A 24,135-nucleotide genomic window follows, 5' to 3' on the forward strand; every position below is an offset into this window, starting at 1 on the left:
CCAGGCAAGAAGAGGTAACCGATGAAAATTAACGCGCTGATAGCGACACAGCCCGACCAGCCGCTGCGTGCCGGTCAGGCAGACATTCGTGAACTGCAGGCTGACGACGTCAGAATCGAAATCCTTTACTGTGGCGTCTGCCATTCCGATCTCCATATGGCGCGCAACGAGTGGGGCGTCAGCCGCTATCCGCTGGTGCCGGGCCATGAAATCGTGGGCCGGGTCGCCGCTATCGGTGACAATGTCACTAAATTCGCCATCGGGCAGACGGTGGGGGTGGGTGTGATGGTCGACTCCTGCGGTGAATGCCACTTCTGTCAGCAGCAGGAAGAGCAATATTGTGAAGCCGGGTTCACGCCGACCTATAACGGCACCGATAAATACACCGGCCACACCACCTTTGGCGGCTATGCGCAGTATGTGATTGCCGATCAGCATTTTGTGGTCACCGTGCCGGACAATCTGGCACTGAACGCGGTGGCACCGCTGTTGTGCGCGGGCGTCACGGTCTGGTCGCCGCTGCAGCACTTCAATATTAAAGCGGGCCATCGTGTGGGGGTCGTCGGACTCGGCGGACTGGGCCACATGGCGGTGAAACTAGCCAGCGCGCTGGGCGCAGACGTTACCCTGTTTACCACGTCTCCGTCGAAAGGTGAGGATGCACTGCGACTGGGGGCAAAAAACGTGGTGGTCTCGCGCGATGCCGCACAGATGGCAGCCTGCCAGGCGTCGCTGGATATCATTCTCGACTGTGTGGCGGCGCCGCATGACCTCGATCCTTATCTGAACGCCCTGAAAACCAACGGCCAGCTGGTGCTGGTGGGCATTCCCGATCAGCCGCACCCTTCACCGAACGTCACGCCGATGGTATTCCGTCGTCTCAGCATCAGCGGTACCTCGATTGGCAGCATTCAGGAAACTCAGCAGATGCTCGACTTCTGTGGTCAGCACAACATCACGGCTGACGTGGAGATGATCACGGGCGACGCGATCGAAACCGCCTTCAACCGCATGCTGAAGGGCGATGTGAAATATCGTTTCGTTATCGATATGCAGAAAACGCACTGGTAAAATCGCGGGCCCGCTGTGACGGCGGGCTTTAATCGGGACAGGGCAGTTCGTGATGAGGGAGCCGGACTGTTTGTAGTTACAACATACTATTGGCTGATTCGTTATCACTCCCTGGCACCGGATACGCATCAGTTATGCAGAGGATTTATGGCGGCAAAAAATACCCGGCAGGGAACCGGGTATCCGGGTCATGGCTGAGGAGTCGCGTTATTCCTGCTCTTTCTCTTCGTCCTGCTTTTCCGTCTCAACGGTTACGGCAGCATGGATAAAAGGTTTAAGCAGCTGGATATCCAGGATGACATAGACCATGGTGCTGATAAACAGCGAGATCACGCTGCCGAACACACCGCTGGTGGTAAAGGTCAGATAGTTGTAGATCACCAGCCAGGTGACGCAGATAAAGAGGGCCAGCGAAATGGCGAGGTTAGGGACAGAGTAGTTACTGGTGCCACCGCCCTGGGTGTGGGTCGCCTTAAACAGGTTGCCAATTGTGTACTTTTCCAGCACCAGAATAGTTTTCTCCCAGTTGCGCTGCTTCCTGGCACTGGCGCGGGTCAGGAAAAGATAGAGAATAGAGACAAAAAAGCCGGAAAAGGCGATAAGTACCGGAATCGCTTCCAGCGCATATTCAATGCTCTTGTGCGCCGTGGGCGTGCTGTTGAGATCCAGCGTCAGCGACGCCCCCAGCGCAGCATAAAGAAACAGAAACAGCAGGATAAACGTCAGGCTGCGCTTCCCGTCTTCACGCGACTCCGCCGCTTTCTGCCGGATAGCCAGATGAAGCGATTGCTGAAGCTGATGTGCTTCAGGGGAGTCTGTTTCGAAGGTGTGGCAGGGCGCAGCAAAGAAGTTGTGCATAAACAGCTCATCTTCTTCGTGAATGGTGATCTTCATCGGAAACCTGTAGTCGGGGAATTTTCCCTAGTTTAATCAGCACGGCATGAATTAACAGTAACTTTGGCTCTACACTGCCTGACCGTGCTGACTTATCGGGCTATCAGGTTGAGCAGGCTGCTTACCACAGAATCCGTAGCAAATCCCTGCGCGCACTTCTCATCTTCCTCCCGCAGCTGCTGATAGCGCAGCTCGGCGGCTTCTGCGTTATCTGCATGGATCTCATTCCAGAGCAGGCGATAGCCATCACGGATCAGTGCGTCCTGCTGGTCCGGGCGCAGAATATTTACCGCTCTGATTACCTGATCCTTCTGAAAAAGGCGATAGTCCGGCATGGCTATTTCTCTCCAGGGTTGTCCAGCGTTTTAAACTGCTTAATCGCGTCGTTGATGTTGTTCGTTTCGACGGTGGCAATGCAGCGGTCGCCACTGAATACATCATAGCGGGCGTTGCGCAGCTGAAACAGCAGATCTCTGCCCCGGAAGTAGATACGTTTCTGTTTAACGCCAATGCCATGTCGCCGTAATAGCGCCTGTGACAGGCGATCGGTCCCTTTTATCATGCCTTCAGCTCCCCGGCAGTACGTGGTCACTGAGAGTTAACCTGATTAACATTAGTTTTATATTAAGAGAAAACCCGCCTTTAAGCAGGGTTACCCGGTCGGTTTAAGAAAAATTACCCGCTATCCGGGCTGGCAGAATCAGCAGCATACTGTCAGCCCTACATCCTCCACGTTTGCTGGCCGTAAATGCGGTACACTGCCTTAACAATCCGCTACCGGACATGCCGCTATGAACGATAAAAAGATGATCTCGATTGACCAGTTCGATGCCGACGAGCGACTGGCTGTTGAGCAGGTTTTCAGGGCGCTGGCTGAGAAATACCGTCAGCGAACCGGCAAAGAGCCGGACAGCAAAAAGGAGCGGGAATTTACCAGTGAGGCGCGTCAGCAGGTGATGGCACGCAAGCTGGAGAAGGCGAGAGCGCAGGCGGAGAAGCAGAAAAAACCGCTGCGTAAAAAGAAACCTTCTTCACTCACGGCCAGTGAAGTCAGTGATTTCAGCTGGTCTGCTTCTGTGGCGAAAGGGCGCAGATAAAGGAGGCCGCCTGCGGACAGGCGCGCGGCCTCTTTCCGCTCAGGTCAGGCGGAGTGCGTTCAGGCAGAGCGAGTATAATCACGGTGGCCCATGCAATAAGAATATTCTGCAAATTATATATCCTGCCTTATCATTTGCCGATAAACTGCGGTAACTTTTCGCTGCTTCAGTTTGCCTATGAATTACTACACACCCGACGATGCCCAACTGAAGCGCCGCTCAACGCGATTTGTGCGCCGTATGTTTATGATGCGCCAGCTTGGTACTTTTCTTTGCTTTCTGCCCATTCTGTCTGTGTTGATGGAGATGGGCAGGAGCGCAGGGGTGTGTGCGCTGCTGTTTATCAACGCGTTCATCTGGCCCTATGTCGCCTGCAGGCTGGCGTTGCGGTCGCGCGATCCTACCGGATTTGAACGTAAGAATCTGACGCTGGATGCCGCCTTCGGCGGCGTCTGGGTGGCGCTGATGGCTCTGAGCCCTTTGCCTTCCGTCATTATCATGGCGGTACTGATTTCGGATCGCTACTCCGCTGGCGGCTGGAGCCAGCTGAAATCAGCCCTGCAGGCCTTACTGCTGGCTTTTCTGCTGGTCTGGCTTGCTCAAAGGGCGCCTGTCGTGCTGACATTCAGCACCCGCACTGTCTGGCTCTCTCTGCCGCTTGCCAGCGGGTATCTGCTGGTGCTGAGTGTGGTGTCACACAATCTGACGCTGAGTCTGCGCAAAAAGAACCGGGAGCTGGAACGTATCGCACTGATGGATCCCGGCCTGAAGATCCCTAACCGGCGCTTATTCGAGCGGCGGCTGGAAAGCGAATATCTGCGCACCCAACGGGGCGAAGGCAAGGCCTGGCTGATGTTACTGGATGTCGACCACTTCAAGCAGGTTAATGACACATTCGGACATGAAGCGGGCGACTTTCTGCTGGCAGAGATTTCAGCGCTGCTGCGTGACAGCGTGGGCCTGAAGGATGTGCCTGCCCGTTTTGGCGGCGATGAGCTGTGCGTGATTGTGCGAGATGCCGACGAAAGCAGCATCAGGCGGCTGGCGGAGCAGATCAGGCAGGGTATATCGGCGCTGCGGTTGCCAGCCTCCCCGACTTTTCAGTGCTCGGTCAGTATCGGCATTGCCGCCGCGCGTGATGCCGCGTCGATTCATGCGTGGCTGCGATACGCGGATGAGGCGCTTTATCGGGTTAAGCGTGCCGGACGCAACGATGTGCTTATCTGGCACGCCAGCGCAACAGAAACGCTGAGTGAATTCAGGAGCTGACTGTCAGCCTGAGCGCACGTCTCAGCCGCCTGATGAGATCGCAGGGTAGTCGCCGGTCCCATCAGGCCACGGCGTCAGCAGGTCAAAACCGCTCTCTGTGACGGCCACGGTGTGTTCCCACTGCGCAGAGAGTGAGCGATCTTTGGTTACTACGGTCCAGCCATCTGACAGGACGCTGGTTCCGGCTTTGCCGGCATTGATCATGGGCTCGATAGTGAAAATCATCCCGGCCTTCAGCGGCATCCCCTGGCCTGGCGTACCGTAGTGCAGCACCTGCGGATCGGTATGGTAGATCTCCCCGACACCGTGACCGCAATACTCCCGCACGACCGAGAAACCTGCACCTTCCGCCACACGCTGAATAGCGGCACCCACATCGCCCAGCGTTGCGCCAGGCCGGACGGTTTTGATCCCGGCGACCATTGACTGATAGGTGATCTCAACCAGGCGCTTTGCCCGCACTGAAGGCGTGCCGACAAAATACATCCGGCTGGTATCGCCATACCAGCCATCTTTAACGATCGCCACATCGATATTAACGATATCGCCATCCTTGAGTTTCTTACTGGCCGGAATACCGTGGCACACCACATGATTAACCGAGGTGCAGGTGGTGCGGGTGTAGCCGTGATAGCCGATGTTCGCGGGCGTCACTTTAAGCTCATTCACGATGAAGTCGTGGCAGATATCATCCAGCTCTTCAGTGGTGATGCCGGGACGGACGTGAGGCGTGATCATCGCGAGCACCTCGGCCGCCGCCTGACCGGCTGCGCGCGCCATCTCGATCTCTGCGGCGGTATGGATTTTAACGCTGTTCATGACACGTCTCCCTGTGCGGTGAGGCTCTCTTTCGCGAGCATATTACGTATATCGGCGCTGCCCTGCAGTTCAAGCCGGATCAGCATTTGTGCCAGCTCCTGCTGGGTCTGCTGCGGGTAGAGTTCAGCCAGCATACCCAGTTTCAGCCAGTGTTCTGCCTGTGCATTGATCGAGCGGCTCATCGCCTGACTGGCGATGCGCAGATTCTCGTGCATCAGGTCGGAGATTTTAACGATACCCATGCAAGCCTTATATGAAACGTATATGTTTCATATATTGTCTGTCGATAACGCTGTTCATTGCAAGGACAAATTTCATCCACATCTTAACCCTGCGCACGGATTGTCACAGGAATGGGGCCGCTCTGCGTCATTCAGAGCACCCTGTTGTCTGGCGCTTCCCCTGATTCAGGAGAGCCTGTTCGATGTAGTACGAAAACGGCACGGCTTTTGCTTGACTCCCTTTTTGCATCATAGGGGGCAGCAATGGATGACGCACTGAGTTGGTTACAGGCCTCACGGCATAGCGATATTGCCAGCCTGCAACGCCTTCGCCAGACCGGTAAGCTCATTACTACCGTCAGCGAGCTGGTGCATCAGCTTCAGCGCGAGCGGGGGGCGAGCAATCTGTGGATTTGTTCTGAAGGCCGACTTTACGGCGAGCAGCGGCTCGCCAGTGAGCAGGATGTGACGCGCTGCCAGCGGAATTTTTGCGAGGCCTTACCCCAGGCCGAAGCCCAGCCGGGATACAGCCGGTTCTGTAATCTGATCGCCGCCGCGTTGCAGGCGCTGGCCGGGTTACCGGCGCTGCGCCAGCAGATTACGCAACAGCAGATTGCGCACGCGCAGGCCGTTGCAGCGTTCAGCACCATTATCCGTAGCTTACTGAACCTGGTCTTTGAGGCCGCCGACACTGCCAGCCATCCTGACATTACGCGCGCGCTCATTGCGCTGTTCAGCTTTATGCAGGGTAAAGAGCTGGCGGGGCAGGAGCGCGCACTCGGCGCGGCCGGCTTTGCGGCCGGACAATTCAGCGCAGCGCAGCGCAGCGGCATGGTGGCCTTGATTGAAGCGCAGGAACAGAGTTTTCTGACCTTCCAGCAGTTTGCCGATGAGGCCGTTTTACAGCACTGGCAACCGCTGGCGCAGGCCAGCCGCGAAATTGAACGACTGCGGCGCATTGCCTGTACTGACGGGCGGCGGGACGACAGCGGCGCACTGCACTGGTTTTCGCTGCTGTCACAACGTATCGATCAAATGAAATTGCTGGAAGATCAGCTGTCAGCCACGCTGATGTCGCGCTGCCGCGAGGCCATCGCACTGGCACAACATCAGGCCGCTGAACCCCTGCAGGTAGCGCAGCCGGGCTGCAATTTTACGTTATATGTCTCCGGAGCGGACTGGCTGCCTGCCGAGTCGGGTGCGCTGAACAGCGACGGGCTGGCGCCCCAGCTCGGTCGCTCACTGCTGTCGTTGATCGCGGAGCAGTCCCAGCGTCTGCAGCATCAGGCCAGCGAGCTGGCTACGCTGCGTACCACGCTGGAAGAGCGCAAATTACTCGACCAGGCCAAAAACTGGCTGATGCAGCAGCATGGGCTGAGTGAAGAGCAGGCCTGGCAACGGCTGCGTAAAAGCGCGATGGATCAGAATAAACGGTTGCCGGAAATTGCCCAGGCGATCGTCACGGTGGCGGCCACGCTGAAGAAATAACTCTAAAGCGTTAGCTGCACAATGCCTGTGCGTGATCTGCGTCACCATCGTGCAGAATCGATCAAAAAACCGCCAGGTAAACACCTGAAACGCCACGCGCAGGACCTTTCAAAAGCTGGCACGCGGTTTGCTTTATCTTACTGAGTAAATGTATTTGCTTTGCCAACGGCGGTAAAGCGAGTGCTTTGGATAAAGGCGTCCATCTCCCTGTGAAAGCAGCGGAGAGGACGCCTTTTTTTATTTCCTGAGGGTGGCAAAAAATGAGCAAATCGCCAGTTTCACTGTCTCGTCGTCAACTGCTGTTATCCGGTGCCGCGGTTGGCGGGCTGTGGCTGTTGCCGGGATTGCGCAACGCCGTATGGGCGGCGGATTCCGATGCGCCAGAAAAAGCCACCGTGCGGGTGGGATTTATTCCGCTGACCGACTGTGCGCCGGTCATCATGGCGTCAGTGAAAGGCTTTGATAAAAAATATGGCCTGACGCTGCAACCCAGCAAAGAGGCGAGCTGGGCAGCCGTCCGCGACAAACTTACCTCCGGTGAACTCGACGCAGCCCATGTGCTTTACAGCCTGATCTACGGCCTGCAACTGGGAGTGGCCGGGCCGCAGCATGACATGGCGAACCTGATGACGCTCAATAACAATGGTCAGGCGATCTCCCTGTCGAACCAGCTTAAAGCGCAGAAGGTCACCGATGCCGCCAGCCTGAAAAAGCACATCGACAGTCAGCCTGAAGGCAGTCTGACCTTTGCCCATACCTTTCCGACCAGCACTCACGCGATGTGGCTGTACTACTGGCTGGCCAGTGCCGGCATCAATCCATTTGAGGATGTGCGCACGGTTGTCGTGCCGCCGCCGCAGATGGTGATGAATATGAAGATTGGCAATATGAGCGGCTTCTGTGTGGGCGAGCCGTGGAACCAGCGCGCCATCAGCGACGATATTGGCTTTACCGCCGCGACCAGTCAGCAGATTTGGCCCGATCATCCCGAAAAAATTCTGGGTACCCGCGCCGCGTGGGTGAAAGAAAACCCCAACACTGCGCGCGCGCTGACGGCGGCTGTTCTTGAGGCGGCGCGCTGGATCGATGCCTCCGATGACAACCGCCGTGAAACGGCGCAGGTGCTGGCCGGGCGCGCCTGGATCAACACGAAACCTGAGATTCTGCAAGGCCGTATGCTCGGCCAGTACGAGAACGGGCTGGGGCAGAAATGGCAGGACCCGCACGCCATGCGCTTCTTCCATGACGGCAGCGTCAGTTTCCCCTATCTGTCCGATGGCATGTGGTTCCTTACCCAGCTCAAGCGCTGGGGAATGCTGACCCAGGAGCCGGACTATCTGGCTGTCGCAAAGCAGATAAACCACATCGATATCTACAAACAGGCCGCCAGCGCCGTCGGCAACGTCACGCTGCCCGACAGTGAGATGCGCAGCAGCACCCTGATGGACGGCAAGGTATGGGATGGCACGAATCCTGCCGCTTACGCCGCCAGCTTCGCCATTAGCCACCAAGAGAGGTCGTGATGAAAAGCCAGACTCGTTCCCTGACGCAGCCTGATACGCTGCCCACCCGCGCTACGGTCGTGCCCCTTCAGGTCACGCCAAAAAAGAGGCGTTCACCCGCGCGCCTGCGTCCGTTTTTGCAGCGTGCCATCCCCGCGCTGTGCGGTGTGCTGCTTCTGCTGCTGGTCTGGCAGATCGCGGCCCTTTCCAGCAAAGGCTTTCCCGGCCCGTACGCCACCTGGGACGCGGCGAAAATCCTGTTCGCCGATCCCTTCTATAACAACGGCCCCAACGATCAGGGCATCGGCTGGAACGTGCTGGCCTCGCTGCAGCGCGTGGCTATCGGCTTTGGTCTCGCCGCACTGGTGGGGATCCCCGCAGGCTTTCTGCTGGGGCGTTTTACCTTTATGGCGCGCATGTTTAATCCGGTTATCGCACTACTGCGTCCGGTCAGCCCGCTGGCCTGGCTGCCTATTGGTCTGCTGCTGTTCCAGCGCGCCGAACCCGCCTCCAGCTGGACCATTTTTATCTGTTCTATCTGGCCGATGATTATCAACACCGCAGAAGGCGTGCAGCGCATTCCTCAGGACTACCTGAACGTCGCGCGCGTGCTGCAACTGTCGGAATGGACCATCCTGCGCCGCATTCTGTTTCCTGCCGTTCTGCCTGCGGTGCTGACCGGGGTTCGCCTGTCGATTGGCATCGCCTGGCTGGTGATCGTGGCTGCGGAAATGCTGACGGGAGGCCTGGGGATCGGCTTCTGGATCTGGAACGAGTGGAACAACCTCAATGTTGAAAACATCCTGATTGCCATTTTGCTGATTGGCGTCGTCGGCCTGCTGCTTGAGCAGGGAGTAATGCTGCTGGCCCGTCGCTTTAGCTGGGATAAATAAGGGGAACACGATGCAACCTATCATTCGCGTAGAGCAGGTCAGCCAGCGTTTTACCACCTCCGGCGGCGATTTTCTGGCGCTCGATACGGTCAGTTTTGATATCCATCAGGGGGAAACCCTGAGCCTGATCGGCCACTCCGGCTGCGGGAAATCCACGCTGCTCAACCTGATTGCCGGTTTGACCCGACCCACCAGCGGGGTCCTGTTATGTGATAACCGCGAAGTGACGGGCCCCGGCCCTGAGCGCGCCGTGGTGTTTCAGAACCACTCGCTGTTGCCCTGGCTGACGGCGTATCAGAACGTTGAGCTGGCGGTAGAGCAGGTGTTTAAAGGCAGGATGAACAAGGCGGAACGACGCGACTGGATCGAGCACAACCTCAACCAGGTGCAGATGAGTCACGCCATGCATAAGCGCCCCGGTGAGATCTCCGGCGGCATGAAGCAGCGCGTCGGTATCGCCCGTGCGCTGGCCATGAAACCGCGCGTGTTGCTGCTCGACGAACCCTTCGGTGCGCTGGATGCCTTAACGCGCGCGCATCTGCAGGACAGCGTCATGCGCATCCAGCAGGCGCTGAACACCACCATCGTCCTGATTACGCATGATGTGGATGAAGCCGTGTTGCTGTCCGATCGGGTGCTGATGATGACCAACGGTCCGGCGGCGCAGGTGGGCGATATCCTGACGATCGATCTGCCCCGACCCCGTTCACGCGTGGCGCTGGCGGATGACGTGCGTTATCACCAGCTGCGCCAGAAAGTGCTGCATTTTCTCTACGAAAAACAGACCACGGCGGCATAAGGACGACACCATGAAACAACGGCTGCTGGTTGCGGGTAACGGGATGGCGGGTATGCACATGGTTGAAACCCTGTTGCAGCTGGCGCCAGCGCGTTACGACATCACTGTGATTGGCCGTGAGCCGCACGGCAACTATAACCGTGTGCTGTTGTCGCCACTGCTGGCCGGGGAAACTACCGCTGAACAAACGCTGATCCACGACCCTGACTGGTATCACCATCACGGCATTACCCTGCTGGCGGGAGAGACGGTGGAACAGGTGGATGTCGCTGAGCGGACGTTACGCACCGACCAGCGCCTCCTGCACTGGGACCGGCTGGTCATGGCAACCGGATCGCAGCCCTGCAAACCCGCTGTTCCGGGCAGCGACCTGCCGCATGTGAGCCTCTTTCGCACGCTGCGGGATGTTGACACGTTGCTGGCGGGGCACGGCCCGGTAGTGGTGGTCGGCGGCGGCTTTCTGGGTATCGAAGCCGCCGCCGGACTTCAGGCGCAGGGGCGCCAGGTCACGCTGATCCATCGTCAGTCGCGTTTGCTCGACAAGCAGCTGGATGTGAGGGCGGGGGAATTACTGCTGGCTCAGCTCCGGGCGCGCGGCATTCGCTGTGAACTCAACGTCAGCCTTGCGGCAATCCGCACGGATCGTGTGATCCTTCAGGATGGTCGTGTGCTGGCGGCGCAGCAGGTGGTGATGGCTATCGGTGTTCAGCCGGCAATCGCCGTAGCGCAGGCCGCCGGTATTCCCTGCCAGCGCGGTATTCTGGTGGATCGCCAGTTGCGTAGCGCGCACGCCGGCATTTATGCCGTAGGCGAATGTTGTGAAATCAGCGGCGAGACCTTTGGTCTGGTCGCGCCCTGTCTGGCCCAGGCGAAGATTCTGGCGGCGCAACTGGCCGATCGGCCTCAGGCAGATTTCCACAGCGCGGCGACGGGCACCCGTCTCAAAGTCAGCGGCATTTCCCTGTTCAGCGCTGGCGACATTGAGGATGCCCCGTCCATCACCAGTTTTGATCCGATCGCCGGGCACTATCGCCGCCTGTTCCTGAAAAACGGCCGATTAAACGGCGTGCTGTTGTATGGCGACTGCCAGCGAAGCGGCGCGCTGCTGAACGCACTCCATAACGCCGAACCGGTTTCTGTGAACACGCTGTTCGGCCTTGATGAACCTGAAACGCAGCCGCTGGCTGCAGGAAATCCTGTGATGAGCCAAATGAAACCTGTATTAGCCGTGGTCGGTCACGGCATGGTCAGCCACCATTTTCTGGAACAGCTGGTTGCCCGTAACCTGCATCAGCACTATCACGTTGTGGTCTACGGTGAAGAGCGTTATCAGGCTTACGATCGGGTTCACCTTTCTGACTATTTCACCGGGAAAACGGCTTCGCAGCTGTCGCTGGTGAGCGAAGATTTTTTTGCCCGCAACGCGATTGAACTGCGTAGCGGTTGCCGGGTAGAGGCGATCGATCGCCAGCAGCGCAGCCTGCGTGACAGCTCGGGCCGTGAACTGGCCTGGGATAAGCTGGTGCTGGCCACCGGCTCCCGCGCCTTTGTACCACCGGTGCCTGGGCATGATGGCGAGCGCTGCTTTGTCTATCGCACGCTGGACGACCTGGATGCCATCGCCGCCTGCGCCCGCCAGAGCCAGCGCGGCGTGGTGATCGGCGGCGGACTGCTGGGCCTGGAAGCCGCCAATGCGCTGAAGCAACTGGGGCTGGAGACACACGTTGTTGAGTTTGCGCCACGCCTGATGGCCGTGCAGCTGGACGACGGCGGGGCGCTGATGCTGCGGCAAAAGATCGACTCGCTGGGCGTAACGGTGCATACCTCGAAACAGACCGAACAGATTGCCACCCGGCCTGACGGCAGTCTGGTGCTGCACTTTGCCGATGGCGGCGAGCTGCCCACCGATCTGGTGCTGTTCTCTGCCGGTATCCGTCCGCGTGATGAGCTGGCCCGGCTCGCCGACATCAGCGTGGGGCCGCGCGGCGGCATTACCATCAATGATCATTGCCAGACCAGTGACAGCGACATTTATGCCATCGGCGAATGCGCGCTGTGGAACGGGCAGATTTTTGGCCTGGTGGCGCCAGGTTACCAGATGGCGCGCGTGCTGGCCGCGCATCTGGCTGCCGAACCCGCGCAGTTCACCGGTGCCGACATGAGCACCAAGCTTAAGCTGCTGGGCGTAGAGGTTGCCTCCTTTGGCGATGCGCACGGCAAAACAGCAGGCAGCCTGAGCTACCACTGGGCCAACGGGCCAAAAGGCATTTACAAGAAGATCGTGGTCAGCGACGACAACAGACGCCTGCTGGGTGGCGTGCTGGTGGGAGACAGCAGCGACTATGCCACGCTCCTGCAGATGATGCTAAATGCGATGCCGCTGCCGGCGGCACCGGAAGCCCTGATCCTTCCCGTGATGAATGGCGCGCCGGCCAAAGGATTGGGCGTTGCCGCGCTGCCGGACAGTGCCCAGGTCTGTTCCTGCCATAACGTCAGTAAAAGCGATATCTGCCAGGCGGTGCAGAATGGCTGTGGCGATATGGCCAGTATAAAAAGCTGCACTAAAGCCGCTACAGGCTGTGGCGGCTGCGCTGCGCTGGTGAAACAGGTGATGGAGTTTCAGCTGGAAGATCTGGGCGTCGCCGTGAAAAAAGATATCTGTGAGCACTTCGCCTGGTCCCGTCAGGAGCTGTATCACCTGATCCGTGTCAATGGCATCAAAACCTTTGACGAGCTGCTGACCCGCCACGGACAGGGCTGTGGGTGCGAAGTGTGTAAACCGCTGGTGGCTTCGCTGCTGGCCTCCTGCTGGAACGATTACCTGCTGAAACCGGCCCATTTACCCTTGCAGGACACCAATGACCGTTACTTTGCCAATATCCAGAAAGATGGCACCTATTCGGTCGTACCGCGTGTGCCGGGGGGCGAAATCACGCCACAGGGCCTGATCGCCATCGGCGAAGTAGCCGCACGTTACGATCTCTATACCAAAATAACCGGCGGCCAGCGTATCGATCTCTTTGGTGCGCGACTGGACCAGTTGCCTGCTATCTGGGAAACCCTGCTGGACGCCGGGTTTGAAACCGGTCATGCCTACGGCAAATCCCTGCGTACGGTGAAATCCTGCGTGGGTTCGACCTGGTGTCGTTATGGCGTGCAGGATTCCACTGCTTTTGCCATCGCGCTGGAGAACCGCTATAAGGGCCTGCGCGCACCGCACAAGATCAAGATGGCCGTATCCGGCTGTACCCGCGAATGTGCGGAAGCGCAAAGTAAAGATATCGGCGTAATCGCCACGGAAAATGGCTGGAACCTGTATGTCTGCGGCAATGGCGGCATGAAGCCTCGCCATGCCGACCTGTTTGCCAGCGATCTGGATGATGAGACGCTGATCCGGTACGTCGACCGGATTCTGATGTTCTATGTGCGCACGGCGGACCGCCTGCAGCGTACCAGCGTCTGGATGGATAACATGGAGGGCGGGCTGGACTACCTGCGTGAGGTGGTCATTCACGACAGCCTGGGGATCGCCGCTGCGCTGGAACAGGAGATGCAGCAGGTGGTGGACACCTGGCAGTGCGAATGGCAGACCACGCTGGCCGATCCTTCAAGACGTGCGCTGTTTACCGCCACTGTGAACAGCGAACAGCCGGATGAAACACTGCACTATGCGCGCGTGCGCGGGCAGCGTCAGCCACACAAGGCCTCCGGTATTCCTCTGATGCACCTTCCCGCCGAACCCTGGAGCGAAATCTGCCCCCTGGATGCCATCCCGCCAGAGGCTGGCATCGGAGCCCGTCTTGGCAGCGTCCGTATTGCGTTATTCCGTATGGGTGAGGACTGTTATGCCGTGGAGGATTGTGAGCCCGGCAGCGAAGCCAGTGTGCTGTCACGCGGCATCCTGGGGGATGTTGCCGGGGAGCCGGTCGTGATCTCGCCGCTTTACAAACAGCGCGTGCGCCTGCGGGACGGACAGAGCCTTGATAATCCTCACCATCAGTTGCGCTGCTGGCCGGTCAGAGTGGAGAACGGTCAGGTCTGGGTCGCGAACCGTCCGCTTAACCTGATGGCGCAGGCATCATGAAAACCACATGCGCCTATTGCGGTGTGGGCTGCGGTGTCGACGTCACGCAGCCGCCGGGCGGGCCGCTCCGGGTCAGTGGCGATGCCCGTCATCCGGCGAACGCCGGGCGGCTGTGTGTCAAGGGCGCAGCCCTGGGCGAAACGCTGACGCTGGCCGGACGGTTGCTTCATCCTGAGCTTCATCACCAGCGGGTCAGCATGGAGACGGCACTGGATGCCGCGGCTGACGGGCTGCGCAGGATTATTGATGCACACGGCCCGGAGGCGGTGGCCTTTTACGGTTCCGGCCAGCTGCTCACAGAAGATTACTATGTGGCGAACAAGCTGATGAAGGGCTTTCTCGGCGTCGCCAATATCGATACCAATTCACGTCTGTGTATGGCCTCAGCGGTGACAGGCTATAAACGGGCTTTCGGGGCAGATGCCGTACCGTGCTGTTACGAGGATCTGGATCAGGCCGACGTCGTTATCCTGGTCGGATCGAATGCCGCCTGGGCCCATCCGGTGCTGTTTCAGCGCCTGAAACAGGCCAAAGTGCAGCGCCCGGAGATGCAGGTTGTGGTCATCGATCCGCGCCGTACGGCCAGTTGTGAGTTCGCCGATCTGCATTTACCGCTCCGGCCGGGCAGCGATCCGGCGCTGTTCTCAGGCCTGCTGCACTGGCTGGAACAGCATGGCGGCATTGACGCCACGATGCTGCCGCACCTGGAGGGGGTGGACACCACCTTGCAGGCCGCGCGGCGGTGGGATTGTACGGCGGTGGCAGCCCATTGTGATCTCAGCCATGAATTGATCGCTGCATTCTATCGGTTGTTCGCCCGGCATGAGTGCGTGCTGACCTTATGGTGCATGGGCATCAACCAGTCACAAAGCGGCAGTGACAACAACAATGCCATTCTCAATGCGCACCTGCTCAGCGGCAGAATCGGCCGACCCGGCTGCGGGCCGTTTTCGCTGACCGGGCAGCCGAATGCGATGGGCGGGCGGGAAGTCGGGGGGCTGGCCAACCAGCTGGCGGCGCACATGAGTTTCACCGCAGACGATTGCGACCGTTTGCAGCGTTTCTGGCGCAGTCCGCGCATGGCGCGCGAGCCTGGCCTGACGGCGGTCGATCTCTTTGACGCCATTGATCGCGGGACCATCAAAGCCGTGTGGATTATGGGCACCAATCCGGCGGTTTCGATGCCAGAAGGTAACCGCATTGCCCGGGCGCTGGCGGCCTGTCCGCTGGTGATTGTGTCCGATGTCCTGGCGCAGACGGATACCACCGCTTTTGCGCATATTTTGCTGCCCGCACAGGGCTGGGGAGAAAAGAACGGAACCGTGACCAATTCTGAACGCCGGATTTCTCGTCAGCGCGCGTTCATGCCCCCGGCCGGAGAAGCGAAGCCGGACTGGTGGTTACTCGCGCAGATCGCTCAGCGTCTCGGCTTCGGTGAAGGCTTTAACTGGACTCATCCGGCCGCCATCTTCCGCGAACATGCGGCGTTGTCGGGATTTGAGAATAACGGCCAGCGCGCCTTTGATATCAGCGGCCTGGCGGGTATCAGCGACGCAGAGTGGGACGCGATGAAGCCGGTGCAGTGGCCGATCAACGCGCGCTATCCCCAGGGCTGCGCCCGGCTGTTCAGCGACCGCCACTTTTATCATCCGGATGGCAAAGCCCGCCTGTTGCCACCGGCCACGCCACAGCCAGTGGTCCCCGGAACGGCTTACCCATTACTGATGAACAACGGACGGATCCGCGATCAGTGGCACACCATGACGCGTACCGGCCTGGTTCCCCGACTCATGCAGCATTGTGATGAGCCGTTTGCCGCCCTCCATCCGCAGGACGCACAACGCTATGGCCTGTGCGAAGGGGCACTGGCACGGGTGCAGTCCGAATCAGGCTGGATGACCGTGCGCGTGACGTTCGACAGCGGGCTGCGGCGCGGCGAGATCTTTGTCCCTATGCACTGGAACCGGCAGTTCAGCCTGCAGGGCAGGGTCGGCAGTCTGGTGGCCTCTACCCGCTGTCCGGTCTCGTCACAGCCCGCTTTCAAACAAACCGCCGTACGTATTCAGCCGCTCAACACCCGCTGGCAGGGCTGGCTCTGGCAGCGCGACCTAAGCCCGCCTGACGGACTGCGCTACTGGGCGCGTACACCCTATGAAGGCGCGCAGCGTTTCAGCCTGGCCGGCGACAGTTCGCCAGACCAGTGGATCACGGCAATCCTTCCGCCCGACGGGCTGCAACTGCAAACTGCCCATGCAGCGGAACCGCATTACCGCCTGCTGGCCTGGCGCGACGGCGAACTGCAACTGGCCTTTTATGCCGGAGCATCGCTACCCGCAATCAATCATGCCCAGGTCGCACAGGCTTTTCGCCAGCCACCGTCGAATGCGGCGGCGCGGCACGCCTTGCTGGCGGGACAATCGGCACAGCATGCTGAGGCAGGCCGGACGATCTGTAGCTGTTCTGGTGTCGGGGAAAACACGATATTACAGGCGATTAAACAGGGCTGTCACACCACCCAGGCACTGGGTCATGCGCTCAACTGTGGTACCAACTGCGGCTCCTGCCTGCCGGAGCTAAAACACCTTTTGCTTTCTGTTGCTGTACCGGAGGAAGAATGACAATCGCGATTGACGCTTTGGATAAACTGCTGGCGCCGGAAAACGCGTCCAGCCCGGGTAAGGTCTGGCTGGTCGGCGCCGGGCCGGGGGATGTGGAGCTGTTGACAGTCAGGGCGCTGCGTCTGCTGCAACGCGCGGATGTCGTGGTCTACGATCGCCTGGTCAGCGAAGCGGTGATGGCGGAAGTCGCCAGCAGCGCGCTCTGTATTGATGTCGGTAAACAGCCGGGTCACCACGGCCTGAAGCAGGCTCAGATCAATCAACTGCTGGTGGATCTGGCCGCCAGCGGGCGCAATGTCGTGCGTTTAAAAGGTGGCGATCCCTTTATCTTTGGCCGTGGCGGGGAAGAGATGGTCAGCCTGCAGCAGGCGAATATTGTCTGCGAAGTGGTTCCCGGCATTACGGCCGCCGTGGGCTGCGCGGCGGCCAGCGGCATTCCGCTGACGCACCGTGACTGCGCCCAGTCATTGCGTTTTATTACCGGGCACGGGCGCAGCGGCGAACCGCAGCTGGATGCGGCGGCGCTGACCGCGACCAATCAGACGCTGGTGTTTTACATGGGGTTAAGCTGGAGCAGCGTGATAAGCACGCGGTTACGGGAATGTGGCCGCAGCGCGGCAACCCCGGTGGCAATTATTGAAAACGGTACGCGCCAGAACCAGCGGGTATTGATCACCACACTGGCCGGGTTGCCTGAAACGGTTGAACAGCAAAAACCGGTCTCGCCATCGTTACTGATTGTGGGCGATGTGGTGCGCTATTACCGTGCGGATCGCGTTGCAGCCCATGAAGGTGAGAGGGCGATGAGTGAAATTGCCGTGCCCTGATTTTAGGGTGCTGAAGGAAAAAGGGAACTCTTTTTACGGCTGGCGTGAGACGCCTGAAGCATGATCTGTGGATCTGTCAGTGGCAGCCGGAAACCTAAGTGGCTTTCTGATAAAACGTATGCCTGACAGTGATGACCTGGATATTTTAATCCTCAGACGCTATCTCAGCCTGCGCACAACCGGCGACGCTGTGCAGAGGCTGACGATCCCAGACGGAAAGGGGCCTGCTGAGACCCTGGCCTGCGTTCTGATTTATCTTCGCCAGGCTTTCGTGGGTGCATCACGCCGTCCGTTTTGCGCTGTACTCATAGAACACTGATACGGTAAATCGACTCAGTGCCAGACCTCAACAATCCTGGCGGTGTTCTGTTCAGCGTCAAAGGGGAGGGCCGTGTCATTACGGATAAGGGCAGGACTCAGGCAGGTCTTCTGAATAGCATCAATGATGTTCTTACGACGACTTTCATCAGTTTCTGCTTTCAGCATCTGTTTAAGCTTATCAACAATCGTCACGACACTGATATCAAGATAATCGTCCGCGAGTGATAAAACGGCCTCACCAATCACGATATTCACTAATTCTTCTTCACTTCTGCACATACATTCTTCTTTTTGTCTGTCGGTAAAATGTCCGCTCTGGCGGGTGAGCAATAATGCTGCGTAAATTTTTTACCTGTCACGTACAAACGCTTTCTGCCTTGTATTGTGAAGTTTAACAGCCAGAAGGCGAACACCAGCGCAACAGACGTCAGACAAAGTAAAAAGGGATTCAGCGTGATGATGAGAAACCACCCAGACGCTAAATAACAAATCTTACACCCTCGACGAAAGGTGAACTCATTATAGCGTAAGCAAAGCGGTAATCGCGCCGTTATAGAAAATAAATTCAGGTTGATGTCAATATATCAAGAAGAACTCATGATTCAGGTTCGCAAAAAAACGAATGCGTTCGTCCTGACTGACGATGGCTGAGCAGGATTTTGCAGTAAAATCAGAGGGCCAGGTGATTTTCATAACGTGCATGCAGGCAGGGAAGAAAATATATCGTGATGGATAGCGATTTGTTTGTACGCGACAGGGTATGCCAGAAGATCACGTTGCAAAAAAGGGGGGGCATTTACGGTTCGCTGCTGGATAAGAAAGCGTATTTTATTATTATTTTTTAGTCTAAGGTTTATATATTCTACAAACTGGCTGGCTGATAAAATACAGCGACACGTGTCAGGTTTTTACCAGTCTTTTATTCAACAGTGTCGGCTTTAAGTGAATCAGGTGTTAATGCAGATGTGATAGCATGGGTTTTAATAAGTAAGGCATCCGGGATTGGCGGGCCTGATGTGAATAATACCAGCACTGAAAATAGCGCTGGCATCCTGATCAGGGAAGAAAGTAACGTCTGATGTTAACTGTCATTTTGAAGAGGGGTCACACCCTGAAGCGCATGTAGCCCTTCATGGTTAACTTCTTCATCGGCACCCTCTACAGCGGCTGAAATAGTCAGCAGGCTCTGCAGTTCACTCAGCAGAATGGCAGCATCGGACTTAAGTATTTCATCCGACTCAGCGGAATCAATGACAGTATTAATGGCTTTATTAGCGCTCTCGATCATTTCGGTCACGCCGCCCTGTTTGCTGACGGCCAGCACAAGTGCGCTGATCAACAGAGACTGTGCTTCAACACGCGCTGTCAGCTGTTTCATATTCGCATCGATGTTTGAGATTTTGGCAAGCATGCTCAGCACTACGTTTTTCATATACCCCCCTGTTAAAACGTAAAATTTTAACTTTTATTCCTGATAGTGAAAAGCCCAAAAATTCTGAAAATCAAAGTCCCTAAAGAATGGCGTATACTCAACCGCTGGCAGTGTGTGACAGAATAATCTAACTCTCTGAAATAACAGCACTCTGAGCTGATAAGATCAGACTAACTGTTTTCAAATAATTAAAGCCTCTGCTGTTTATCCCTCACGAGAATTTATAACGTTCAACTTTTCAGGAGTCCGTTAATCTGCATTCAGGATGCTATTTTAATGCTTATCGCTGCAGGCTAAGTATCGTCAGACGTTTTACTCATTCAGACCAGAGGCGCTATGACTGCAGATGGCGATAAAACCAGGCAGCCCGCTACACGATTACAATGCCTGTCGCTTTATGCCGGGTAAATTCAGAGAAGCCTGAAATGGCTGGGTAACGAAAGAAGTCTGACACTATTCGGCAGACGGAATGAAGAAATTGAACGCTGACATCAGGCTAGCTTAACCTTCAGGTTGTTCAGGTGACATATACCTGTTTCTGTTAATAACGTCAGCATCAGAATTATAAATAGATCGCCACAGCATCCGCAACGCTTGTCTGAATCGCAAACGCAGGCGGTGATAAAGCCAGAATACCGGTTTACAGTCATCAATAAGCGCAAAAAGCATGCCGCTGATAAAGAGGTATAGCCAGATTAAAACTCAGGACACTTCGGCATATTAAACCTGGAAATCGCGAAAGTTGAGCTATTTAACACTTTTTATTTTCGGGTTCGAATTCAGGTTAAGCGATGGCAAAGAAGCCCGCGTTACACAGGCGTAAACTGGAACAAAAAAGGAAAAAACGCAGTGTCAGCCTGGGCTGACCAGGGCACTATACAGTATTCCGTCTGGATAGGTAGCGTGAGTGTCGAATTTTCGAAAAGTGAGCACAATATGCTTTCAGACCAGAAACTCATCCGGTTTGAGATTAAAAGGCATGCTGAAGCCTTACCATTCTCAATTTCAATTTTCTTTTCATCTGATTGCATTTTCATGCAGAGAAAGCGCCATAAAATTGTAAATACAAAGGTGAACGTCACCCCCATTAATCTCACTATTATTTAGCTGGAACAATTCACTCTGCTGAATGGGGGGCGCAACCTGTATGAAAAAAGCAAACGCGCTGAGAGCAGCATGGTATCAGGGGCAACCTTATTTCACGCGTCGTAAGCCGTTTTGCTTAAGGGTAGGCAGTAAACGCAATTCAGTTACTGTTTTTGGCTGGCTGATGATTTATGACGTTCAGGGCCGCCCTGAAGCAAAAAGCAGTGACTTGCTGATGTCCGGTCCTGAAATTGCCAGCACACCGGATCGCGTCTGCGGTGAAATATGTTCAGCTTCTGTGAGCACCGGATGCGGATGGGAAGGGAGAGCAGTCTGGTCTGAGCAATCACACATCGCGCTAATCTGAGCAGCCCCTTCCCGATCAGGTCAGCCCTGTTCATGTTTCACCTGTCGAATGCCGGCAGAAAATAACGCCACAGACGCAGGTTTCATTGTTTGTCTTTGTCGCGCTTATCCTGTTCGGGCTTCCATTCAAGGCCGCACATGTCACAGGAAAACTTGCCGTCAGGGCACTTTCGGGGCCCCCGGAAATTGCAGAAAGGGCACGTTCGCGGTCTGTAAGCCATTTTCACTTCGCCTTCCGATTACGCGTTCTGTTCAGGCAGACTGCAAAAAATCTGCGCTTCCGTCTGTCCTGAAATAACACTGACTGCCTGTTGCTGTTTATGCTGGCTTCTTCTGCGAGGCTATCCCTCAAGTGGTGCGGGGTGATGAGACGCAACAGCCTGTTCCACCCACTCATCAGATGGCCTGTCGCCTGACACTGCGATGAGATAGGCCTGTCCGGATTGAGAGCGAAAGGTTGAAACCCGGAAACCCTGATTAAAACGCACAGGGCCTGGCGCCACAATCTCGAGCTGATTCTGGGTAAAGTCTGTTTTCGATAAATAGCTGATGTAATCACCAGGCGCTGCCACGCTCACTGACCTTTTTTCACCTTTCCAGCCTTCACCAAATAGCATTACGTCGGGCATCTCTACCTCTGCTGTTGTATGACGTCATTTAACCTTATGGTGTGATTGCCGATTACACAATCTGTCCGGCCGATCTGAAAAACATCTCAGGGTAAACCCATGCCGGATCTCTGCAAAATCCAGAAATCCCGCCGCCGGTTGCCGGATACATCCCTGACGCTCACATATCACACTATCCTTAGCAGAGGAGGTATCTATGTGTGGACGGTTTGCGCAGTACAGCAGCAGAGATGACTACTTTGACGCTCTTAAACTCAAGGCAGATGAAATTGTTTATGACCCGGAACCGATCGGGCGTTTTAATGTTGCGCCAGGCACTAAGGTTCTGTTGCTGAACGAACGGGACGATGCGTTGCATTTTGACCCGGTTTACTGGGGCTACGGCCCGGCGTGGTGGCACAAGCAGCCGCTAATCAATGCCCGCGGTGAGACGGCGGCAACCGGCCGCATGTTCAGGCCGCTATGGGAGAATGGTCGTGCGATCGTGCCTGCCGATGGCTGGTATGAGTGGAAGCGGGACGGCAATAAAAAGCAGCCCTATTTCATCTACCACCGAACGCGCGTGCCGCTGTTTTTTGCGGCGATTGGCAGGGCGCCTTACGGTCAGGATCACGGGCATGAAGGATTCGTTATCGTCACAGCGGCGAGTAACAAGGGCATGGTCGATATCCACGACCGTCGCCCGCTGGTTCTGACAGCGGATGCGATACGCGAATGGTTAAGCGAAGACACCACGCCTGAACGGGCGCAGCAGATCGCTCAGGATGCGGCGCTGCCAGAAAAGGACTTCTGCTGGCATCCTGTGTCAGCCAGAGCAGGCAGCATCCGTAATCAGGGCGAGACGCTTATTGAAGAGATCAAACCTGACTGAGCCGGATTGCGAACGGCTGATGCGTTTACGGCGTAATGGGGGCATCCTCTGCACAACCGATCTGATGCGCCGCGAATACGGCTCTCTTCACGCCTTTGTGGTCAGTGAAGTGGATGGGGAATACTCCCTGCGCAGTTCGCGGCTACTGGCTGGTCAAATCGAAATAGTCCGTGGCAGATAAAATGTGAACATCGGTCGCCATGCCTTACAAACGGCACAACAGGTATTCCGGGAATAACGTCACGGGATGAGCAGACCAGATTAATTCAGGATATCCCTGAGAACATGAACGCTTACAGGAATAGTCAGCCCGGACCTGAATAAGCCCTTAAATTTATTTAAATGCATGATAACTGTCCGGTTAACATTAAATCGTGCTGCCATTTATAAACAGAATATTTCGTTCAGGTTTAAATCAGCCATCAATACCGGCGTTTTAACGTACACGTCTGTTTTTGAGCCAGCCGCGGACCGCTAACGTTGCAAAAATAAATGCCATGCTGCGCGCCCGCGCCACTTCGCAAATAAATCTGTCCATCCCTGCACGCTGAATTTCCGTCAACTGACGGGCCAGTTCTGCATCAACCGGGGCTGGAAAGTGCTGCGCGACAGGCGGCGCTTGCCGTGACGAGCCGATGCCATCTGTACCTTATTATTTAAATTAACTGATAAATTTTGTCCGTTAATAAATCTGAGGGACACGAAGAAGCGGCGTGAGGGCTGATCGTATTCAGACGCCGAAAAATATTTAAAACAACAGAAAGCATCAACTATTCACCTAATGAAATTCCAGATTTTACCTGGTAGTCAGAGAGGCAGGCGAAGGATAGTTTATGTCTATCCAGCGTCAACTATTCCTGTTTTAATGGCAATAAGTCATTGAGATTGATAGGGGTCGAATGAGCCGACGCTCGAACTCTTGCAATGAATGGTGCTGATTAATCTCATTGGCAGACAGAAACTGTCCGTGGAACTGATTATTTAATCTGGCTGATCTTCTTAACCATTATCCTTGTTACGGATTGCGATTAATCCGTTGAGTATCGGGTCTGGCTCAGCACCTTTATCTGGTCGCTGGCATCTGCGTGCCTGAAATCAGTAAAGCGCCGCTTTATTTTTAACGGCATTGCGACTCACTACCTGGTATATAAGGAAATCTCCATGGCTTTTTCAGGCACGGACCGTTTCACGGTCGTCTCGCTGACAGGCGGTCAGCCACTGCTCCGGCAGGCACAAAGTTCGTCATCTTTTAATCTGAGCGAACCCGCCATTATTACGCTGCAGGGCTTACCGTCTCAGATTGCTTCCTATCAGAAGCAGGGGGATGACCTCATTCTCAATCTGCCGGAGAGCGACACGCTCCGCTATCAGCACTTCTTTACTGAGGTGGCAGGTGAGCGAAGTACATTACTGTTTCAGCAGGGCAGTCTGCTCCAGCAGGCGCAATTCAGTACAGAAACAATGGACGACGATCAGGCTGTCATCACGCTGACGCCCGTCCTGCAGCCTGTCGATCGGGCGAATGCGCTGACCCCTTTCCCGGCCAACGTAACAGCAGCCTCAGAGCCAGCGTTATCTGGAGTTTCTGTTGCAGAAAACCAGACGCAGGCGTCTGAGAAGACGGCGTCTGGCACGGAAGGGACTTCCGGCGACGCGGCCTCAACCTTAACGTTCGCACACGCGGCGGAAACAGCCACATTAGTGATCACCTCCACGGCGGCTGAAACCGACGCGGTTGTCCTGCCAGCCCTGACCCTGGATCCCGTCAACGGCGACAACACCGTGAGTTATAAAGAGGGGATTTACGGCGTTATCTTCACCGGCACCGCGGCCCATCTTCCCTCCGGT

20 protein-coding genes are annotated in these 24,135 nt (G+C 56.4%); 13 read left to right on the plus strand and 7 right to left on the minus strand.

Annotated features, from left to right (window positions below; translation table 11 throughout):
* Positions 1-21 precede the first annotated feature (21 nt).
* Positions 22-1,071: an NAD(P)-dependent alcohol dehydrogenase gene (locus ACNY69_RS14610; protein WP_111139535.1), complete on the plus strand. Its 1,050-nt coding sequence runs from the start codon at positions 22-24 to the stop codon at positions 1,069-1,071.
* A gap of 207 nt (positions 1,072-1,278) precedes the next feature.
* Here ACNY69_RS14610 and ACNY69_RS14615 read toward each other — a convergent pair whose 3' ends face one another.
* The 3 genes from ACNY69_RS14615 to ACNY69_RS14625 all read right to left on the minus strand — a co-directional run bounded on the left by ACNY69_RS14615 (position 1,279) and on the right by ACNY69_RS14625 (position 2,527).
* Positions 1,279-1,965, minus strand: a complete 687-nt coding sequence (locus tag ACNY69_RS14615; RefSeq protein WP_111139534.1) for a RipA family octameric membrane protein — start codon at positions 1,963-1,965, stop codon at positions 1,279-1,281.
* Positions 1,966-2,057: 92 nt separating this feature from the next.
* Entirely contained in the window at positions 2,058-2,300 is a 243-nt protein-coding gene (locus ACNY69_RS14620) for a hypothetical protein (RefSeq protein WP_418798974.1), read from the minus strand.
* Positions 2,301-2,302: 2 nt separating this feature from the next.
* Positions 2,303-2,527 carry a hypothetical protein gene (locus ACNY69_RS14625; RefSeq protein ID WP_111139532.1) on the minus strand — a complete coding sequence of 75 codons (225 nt, stop codon included), beginning with the start codon at positions 2,525-2,527 and terminating at the stop codon, positions 2,303-2,305.
* A 229-nt stretch (positions 2,528-2,756) separates the two neighbouring features.
* Between ACNY69_RS14625 and ACNY69_RS14630 the strand changes: the two genes are divergently transcribed.
* Together ACNY69_RS14630 and ACNY69_RS14635 are read left to right on the plus strand one after the other, a co-directional pair.
* Entirely contained in the window at positions 2,757-3,062 is a 306-nt protein-coding gene (locus ACNY69_RS14630) for a hypothetical protein (RefSeq protein WP_293772693.1), read from the plus strand.
* A 177-nt stretch (positions 3,063-3,239) separates the two neighbouring features.
* Entirely contained in the window at positions 3,240-4,331 is a 1,092-nt protein-coding gene (locus ACNY69_RS14635) for a diguanylate cyclase (protein ID WP_111139530.1), read from the plus strand.
* 21 nt (positions 4,332-4,352) lie between these two features.
* On the opposite strand, the gene map is transcribed toward ACNY69_RS14635, so the two are convergent.
* Entirely contained in the window at positions 4,353-5,150 is a 798-nt protein-coding gene (gene map / locus ACNY69_RS14640) for a type I methionyl aminopeptidase (RefSeq protein ID WP_111139529.1), read from the minus strand.
* A complete protein-coding gene (locus tag ACNY69_RS14645; RefSeq protein ID WP_111139528.1) occupies positions 5,147-5,392 on the minus strand; it encodes a ParD-like family protein in 246 nt (81 codons plus the stop codon). The genes map and ACNY69_RS14645 overlap by 4 nt, the downstream gene beginning before the upstream one ends.
* Positions 5,393-5,635: 243 nt before the next feature.
* Between ACNY69_RS14645 and ACNY69_RS14650 the strand changes: the two genes are divergently transcribed.
* The 7 genes from ACNY69_RS14650 to cobA all read left to right on the plus strand — a co-directional run bounded on the left by ACNY69_RS14650 (position 5,636) and on the right by cobA (position 17,582).
* Positions 5,636-6,859: a nitrate- and nitrite sensing domain-containing protein gene (locus ACNY69_RS14650; protein ID WP_418798976.1), complete on the plus strand. Its 1,224-nt coding sequence runs from the start codon at positions 5,636-5,638 to the stop codon at positions 6,857-6,859.
* Between the two features lie 260 nt (positions 6,860-7,119).
* Positions 7,120-8,382, plus strand: a complete 1,263-nt coding sequence (locus ACNY69_RS14655; RefSeq protein WP_418798977.1) for a CmpA/NrtA family ABC transporter substrate-binding protein — start codon at positions 7,120-7,122, stop codon at positions 8,380-8,382.
* Positions 8,382-9,254, plus strand: a complete 873-nt coding sequence (gene ntrB, locus ACNY69_RS14660; protein ID WP_111139525.1) for a nitrate ABC transporter permease — start codon at positions 8,382-8,384, stop codon at positions 9,252-9,254. Before ACNY69_RS14655 ends, ntrB begins: the two co-directional genes overlap by 1 nt.
* Positions 9,255-9,264: 10 nt before the next feature.
* Complete coding sequence (locus ACNY69_RS14665) at positions 9,265-10,053, plus strand: ABC transporter ATP-binding protein (RefSeq protein WP_293772702.1); 789 nt, start codon at positions 9,265-9,267, stop codon at positions 10,051-10,053.
* A gap of 10 nt (positions 10,054-10,063) precedes the next feature.
* Positions 10,064-14,137 (plus strand): nitrite reductase large subunit NirB, encoded by a 4,074-nt coding sequence (gene nirB, locus ACNY69_RS14670; RefSeq protein ID WP_418798979.1) that lies wholly within the window; start codon positions 10,064-10,066, stop codon positions 14,135-14,137.
* Positions 14,134-16,755, plus strand: a complete 2,622-nt coding sequence (locus tag ACNY69_RS14675) for a nitrate reductase (RefSeq protein WP_418798980.1) — start codon at positions 14,134-14,136, stop codon at positions 16,753-16,755. The genes nirB and ACNY69_RS14675 overlap by 4 nt, the downstream gene beginning before the upstream one ends.
* Positions 16,752-17,582 (plus strand): uroporphyrinogen-III C-methyltransferase, encoded by an 831-nt coding sequence (cobA, locus tag ACNY69_RS14680; protein WP_418798982.1) that lies wholly within the window; start codon positions 16,752-16,754, stop codon positions 17,580-17,582. The genes ACNY69_RS14675 and cobA overlap by 4 nt, the downstream gene beginning before the upstream one ends.
* A 333-nt stretch (positions 17,583-17,915) precedes the next feature.
* On the opposite strand, the gene ACNY69_RS14685 is transcribed toward cobA, so the two are convergent.
* The gene (locus ACNY69_RS14685) at positions 17,916-18,158 is read right to left on the minus strand and encodes a hypothetical protein (protein WP_146240838.1); all 243 of its coding nucleotides are present in this window, start codon (positions 18,156-18,158) and stop codon (positions 17,916-17,918) included.
* Between the two features lie 826 nt (positions 18,159-18,984).
* Entirely contained in the window at positions 18,985-19,335 is a 351-nt protein-coding gene (gene iraP / locus ACNY69_RS14690) for an anti-adapter protein IraP (protein ID WP_111139518.1), read from the minus strand.
* A gap of 1,147 nt (positions 19,336-20,482) precedes the next feature.
* Here iraP and ACNY69_RS14695 point away from each other — a divergent pair.
* The 3 genes from ACNY69_RS14695 to ACNY69_RS14705 form a co-directional block, all read left to right on the plus strand.
* Positions 20,483-20,788 (plus strand): hypothetical protein, encoded by a 306-nt coding sequence (locus ACNY69_RS14695; protein WP_418798983.1) that lies wholly within the window; start codon positions 20,483-20,485, stop codon positions 20,786-20,788.
* A gap of 824 nt (positions 20,789-21,612) precedes the next feature.
* Positions 21,613-22,287, plus strand: coding sequence for an SOS response-associated peptidase family protein (locus ACNY69_RS14700; RefSeq protein ID WP_418798985.1), 675 nt, complete (start codon positions 21,613-21,615; stop codon positions 22,285-22,287).
* A 1,161-nt stretch (positions 22,288-23,448) separates the two neighbouring features.
* Positions 23,449-24,135, plus strand: a 687-nt coding sequence (locus ACNY69_RS14705) for a BapA prefix-like domain-containing protein (RefSeq protein WP_418798986.1), incomplete at its 3' end; no start/stop codon positions are given.

The sequence above is a fragment of the Pantoea graminicola genome, from assembly GCF_048452665.1.
Lineage (GTDB): Bacteria > Pseudomonadota > Gammaproteobacteria > Enterobacterales > Enterobacteriaceae > Pantoea.

Bases quoted from the DNA above. Each gene is read 5' to 3' on its own strand.
- ACNY69_RS14700 (WP_418798985.1), top strand. From the start codon at position 21,613: ATGTGTGGACGGTTTGCGCAGTACAGCAGCAGAGATGACTACTTTGAC.
- ACNY69_RS14625 (WP_111139532.1), bottom strand. From the start codon at position 2,527: ATGATAAAAGGGACCGATCGCCTGTCACAGGCGCTATTACGGCGACAT.
- ntrB (WP_111139525.1), top strand. From the start codon at position 8,382: ATGAAAAGCCAGACTCGTTCCCTGACGCAGCCTGATACGCTGCCCACC.
- ACNY69_RS14655 (WP_418798977.1), top strand. From the start codon at position 7,120: ATGAGCAAATCGCCAGTTTCACTGTCTCGTCGTCAACTGCTGTTATCC.
- ACNY69_RS14645 (WP_111139528.1), bottom strand. From the start codon at position 5,392: ATGGGTATCGTTAAAATCTCCGACCTGATGCACGAGAATCTGCGCATC.
- iraP (WP_111139518.1), bottom strand. From the start codon at position 19,335: ATGAAAAACGTAGTGCTGAGCATGCTTGCCAAAATCTCAAACATCGAT.
- ACNY69_RS14665 (WP_293772702.1), top strand. From the start codon at position 9,265: ATGCAACCTATCATTCGCGTAGAGCAGGTCAGCCAGCGTTTTACCACC.
- cobA (WP_418798982.1), top strand. From the start codon at position 16,752: ATGACAATCGCGATTGACGCTTTGGATAAACTGCTGGCGCCGGAAAAC.
- ACNY69_RS14630 (WP_293772693.1), top strand. From the start codon at position 2,757: ATGAACGATAAAAAGATGATCTCGATTGACCAGTTCGATGCCGACGAG.
- ACNY69_RS14635 (WP_111139530.1), top strand. From the start codon at position 3,240: ATGAATTACTACACACCCGACGATGCCCAACTGAAGCGCCGCTCAACG.
- ACNY69_RS14650 (WP_418798976.1), top strand. From the start codon at position 5,636: ATGGATGACGCACTGAGTTGGTTACAGGCCTCACGGCATAGCGATATT.
- ACNY69_RS14620 (WP_418798974.1), bottom strand. From the start codon at position 2,300: ATGCCGGACTATCGCCTTTTTCAGAAGGATCAGGTAATCAGAGCGGTA.
- ACNY69_RS14695 (WP_418798983.1), top strand. From the start codon at position 20,483: ATGAAAAAAGCAAACGCGCTGAGAGCAGCATGGTATCAGGGGCAACCT.
- map (WP_111139529.1), bottom strand. From the start codon at position 5,150: ATGAACAGCGTTAAAATCCATACCGCCGCAGAGATCGAGATGGCGCGC.
- ACNY69_RS14615 (WP_111139534.1), bottom strand. From the start codon at position 1,965: ATGAAGATCACCATTCACGAAGAAGATGAGCTGTTTATGCACAACTTC.
- nirB (WP_418798979.1), top strand. From the start codon at position 10,064: ATGAAACAACGGCTGCTGGTTGCGGGTAACGGGATGGCGGGTATGCAC.
- ACNY69_RS14675 (WP_418798980.1), top strand. From the start codon at position 14,134: ATGAAAACCACATGCGCCTATTGCGGTGTGGGCTGCGGTGTCGACGTC.
- ACNY69_RS14610 (WP_111139535.1), top strand. From the start codon at position 22: ATGAAAATTAACGCGCTGATAGCGACACAGCCCGACCAGCCGCTGCGT.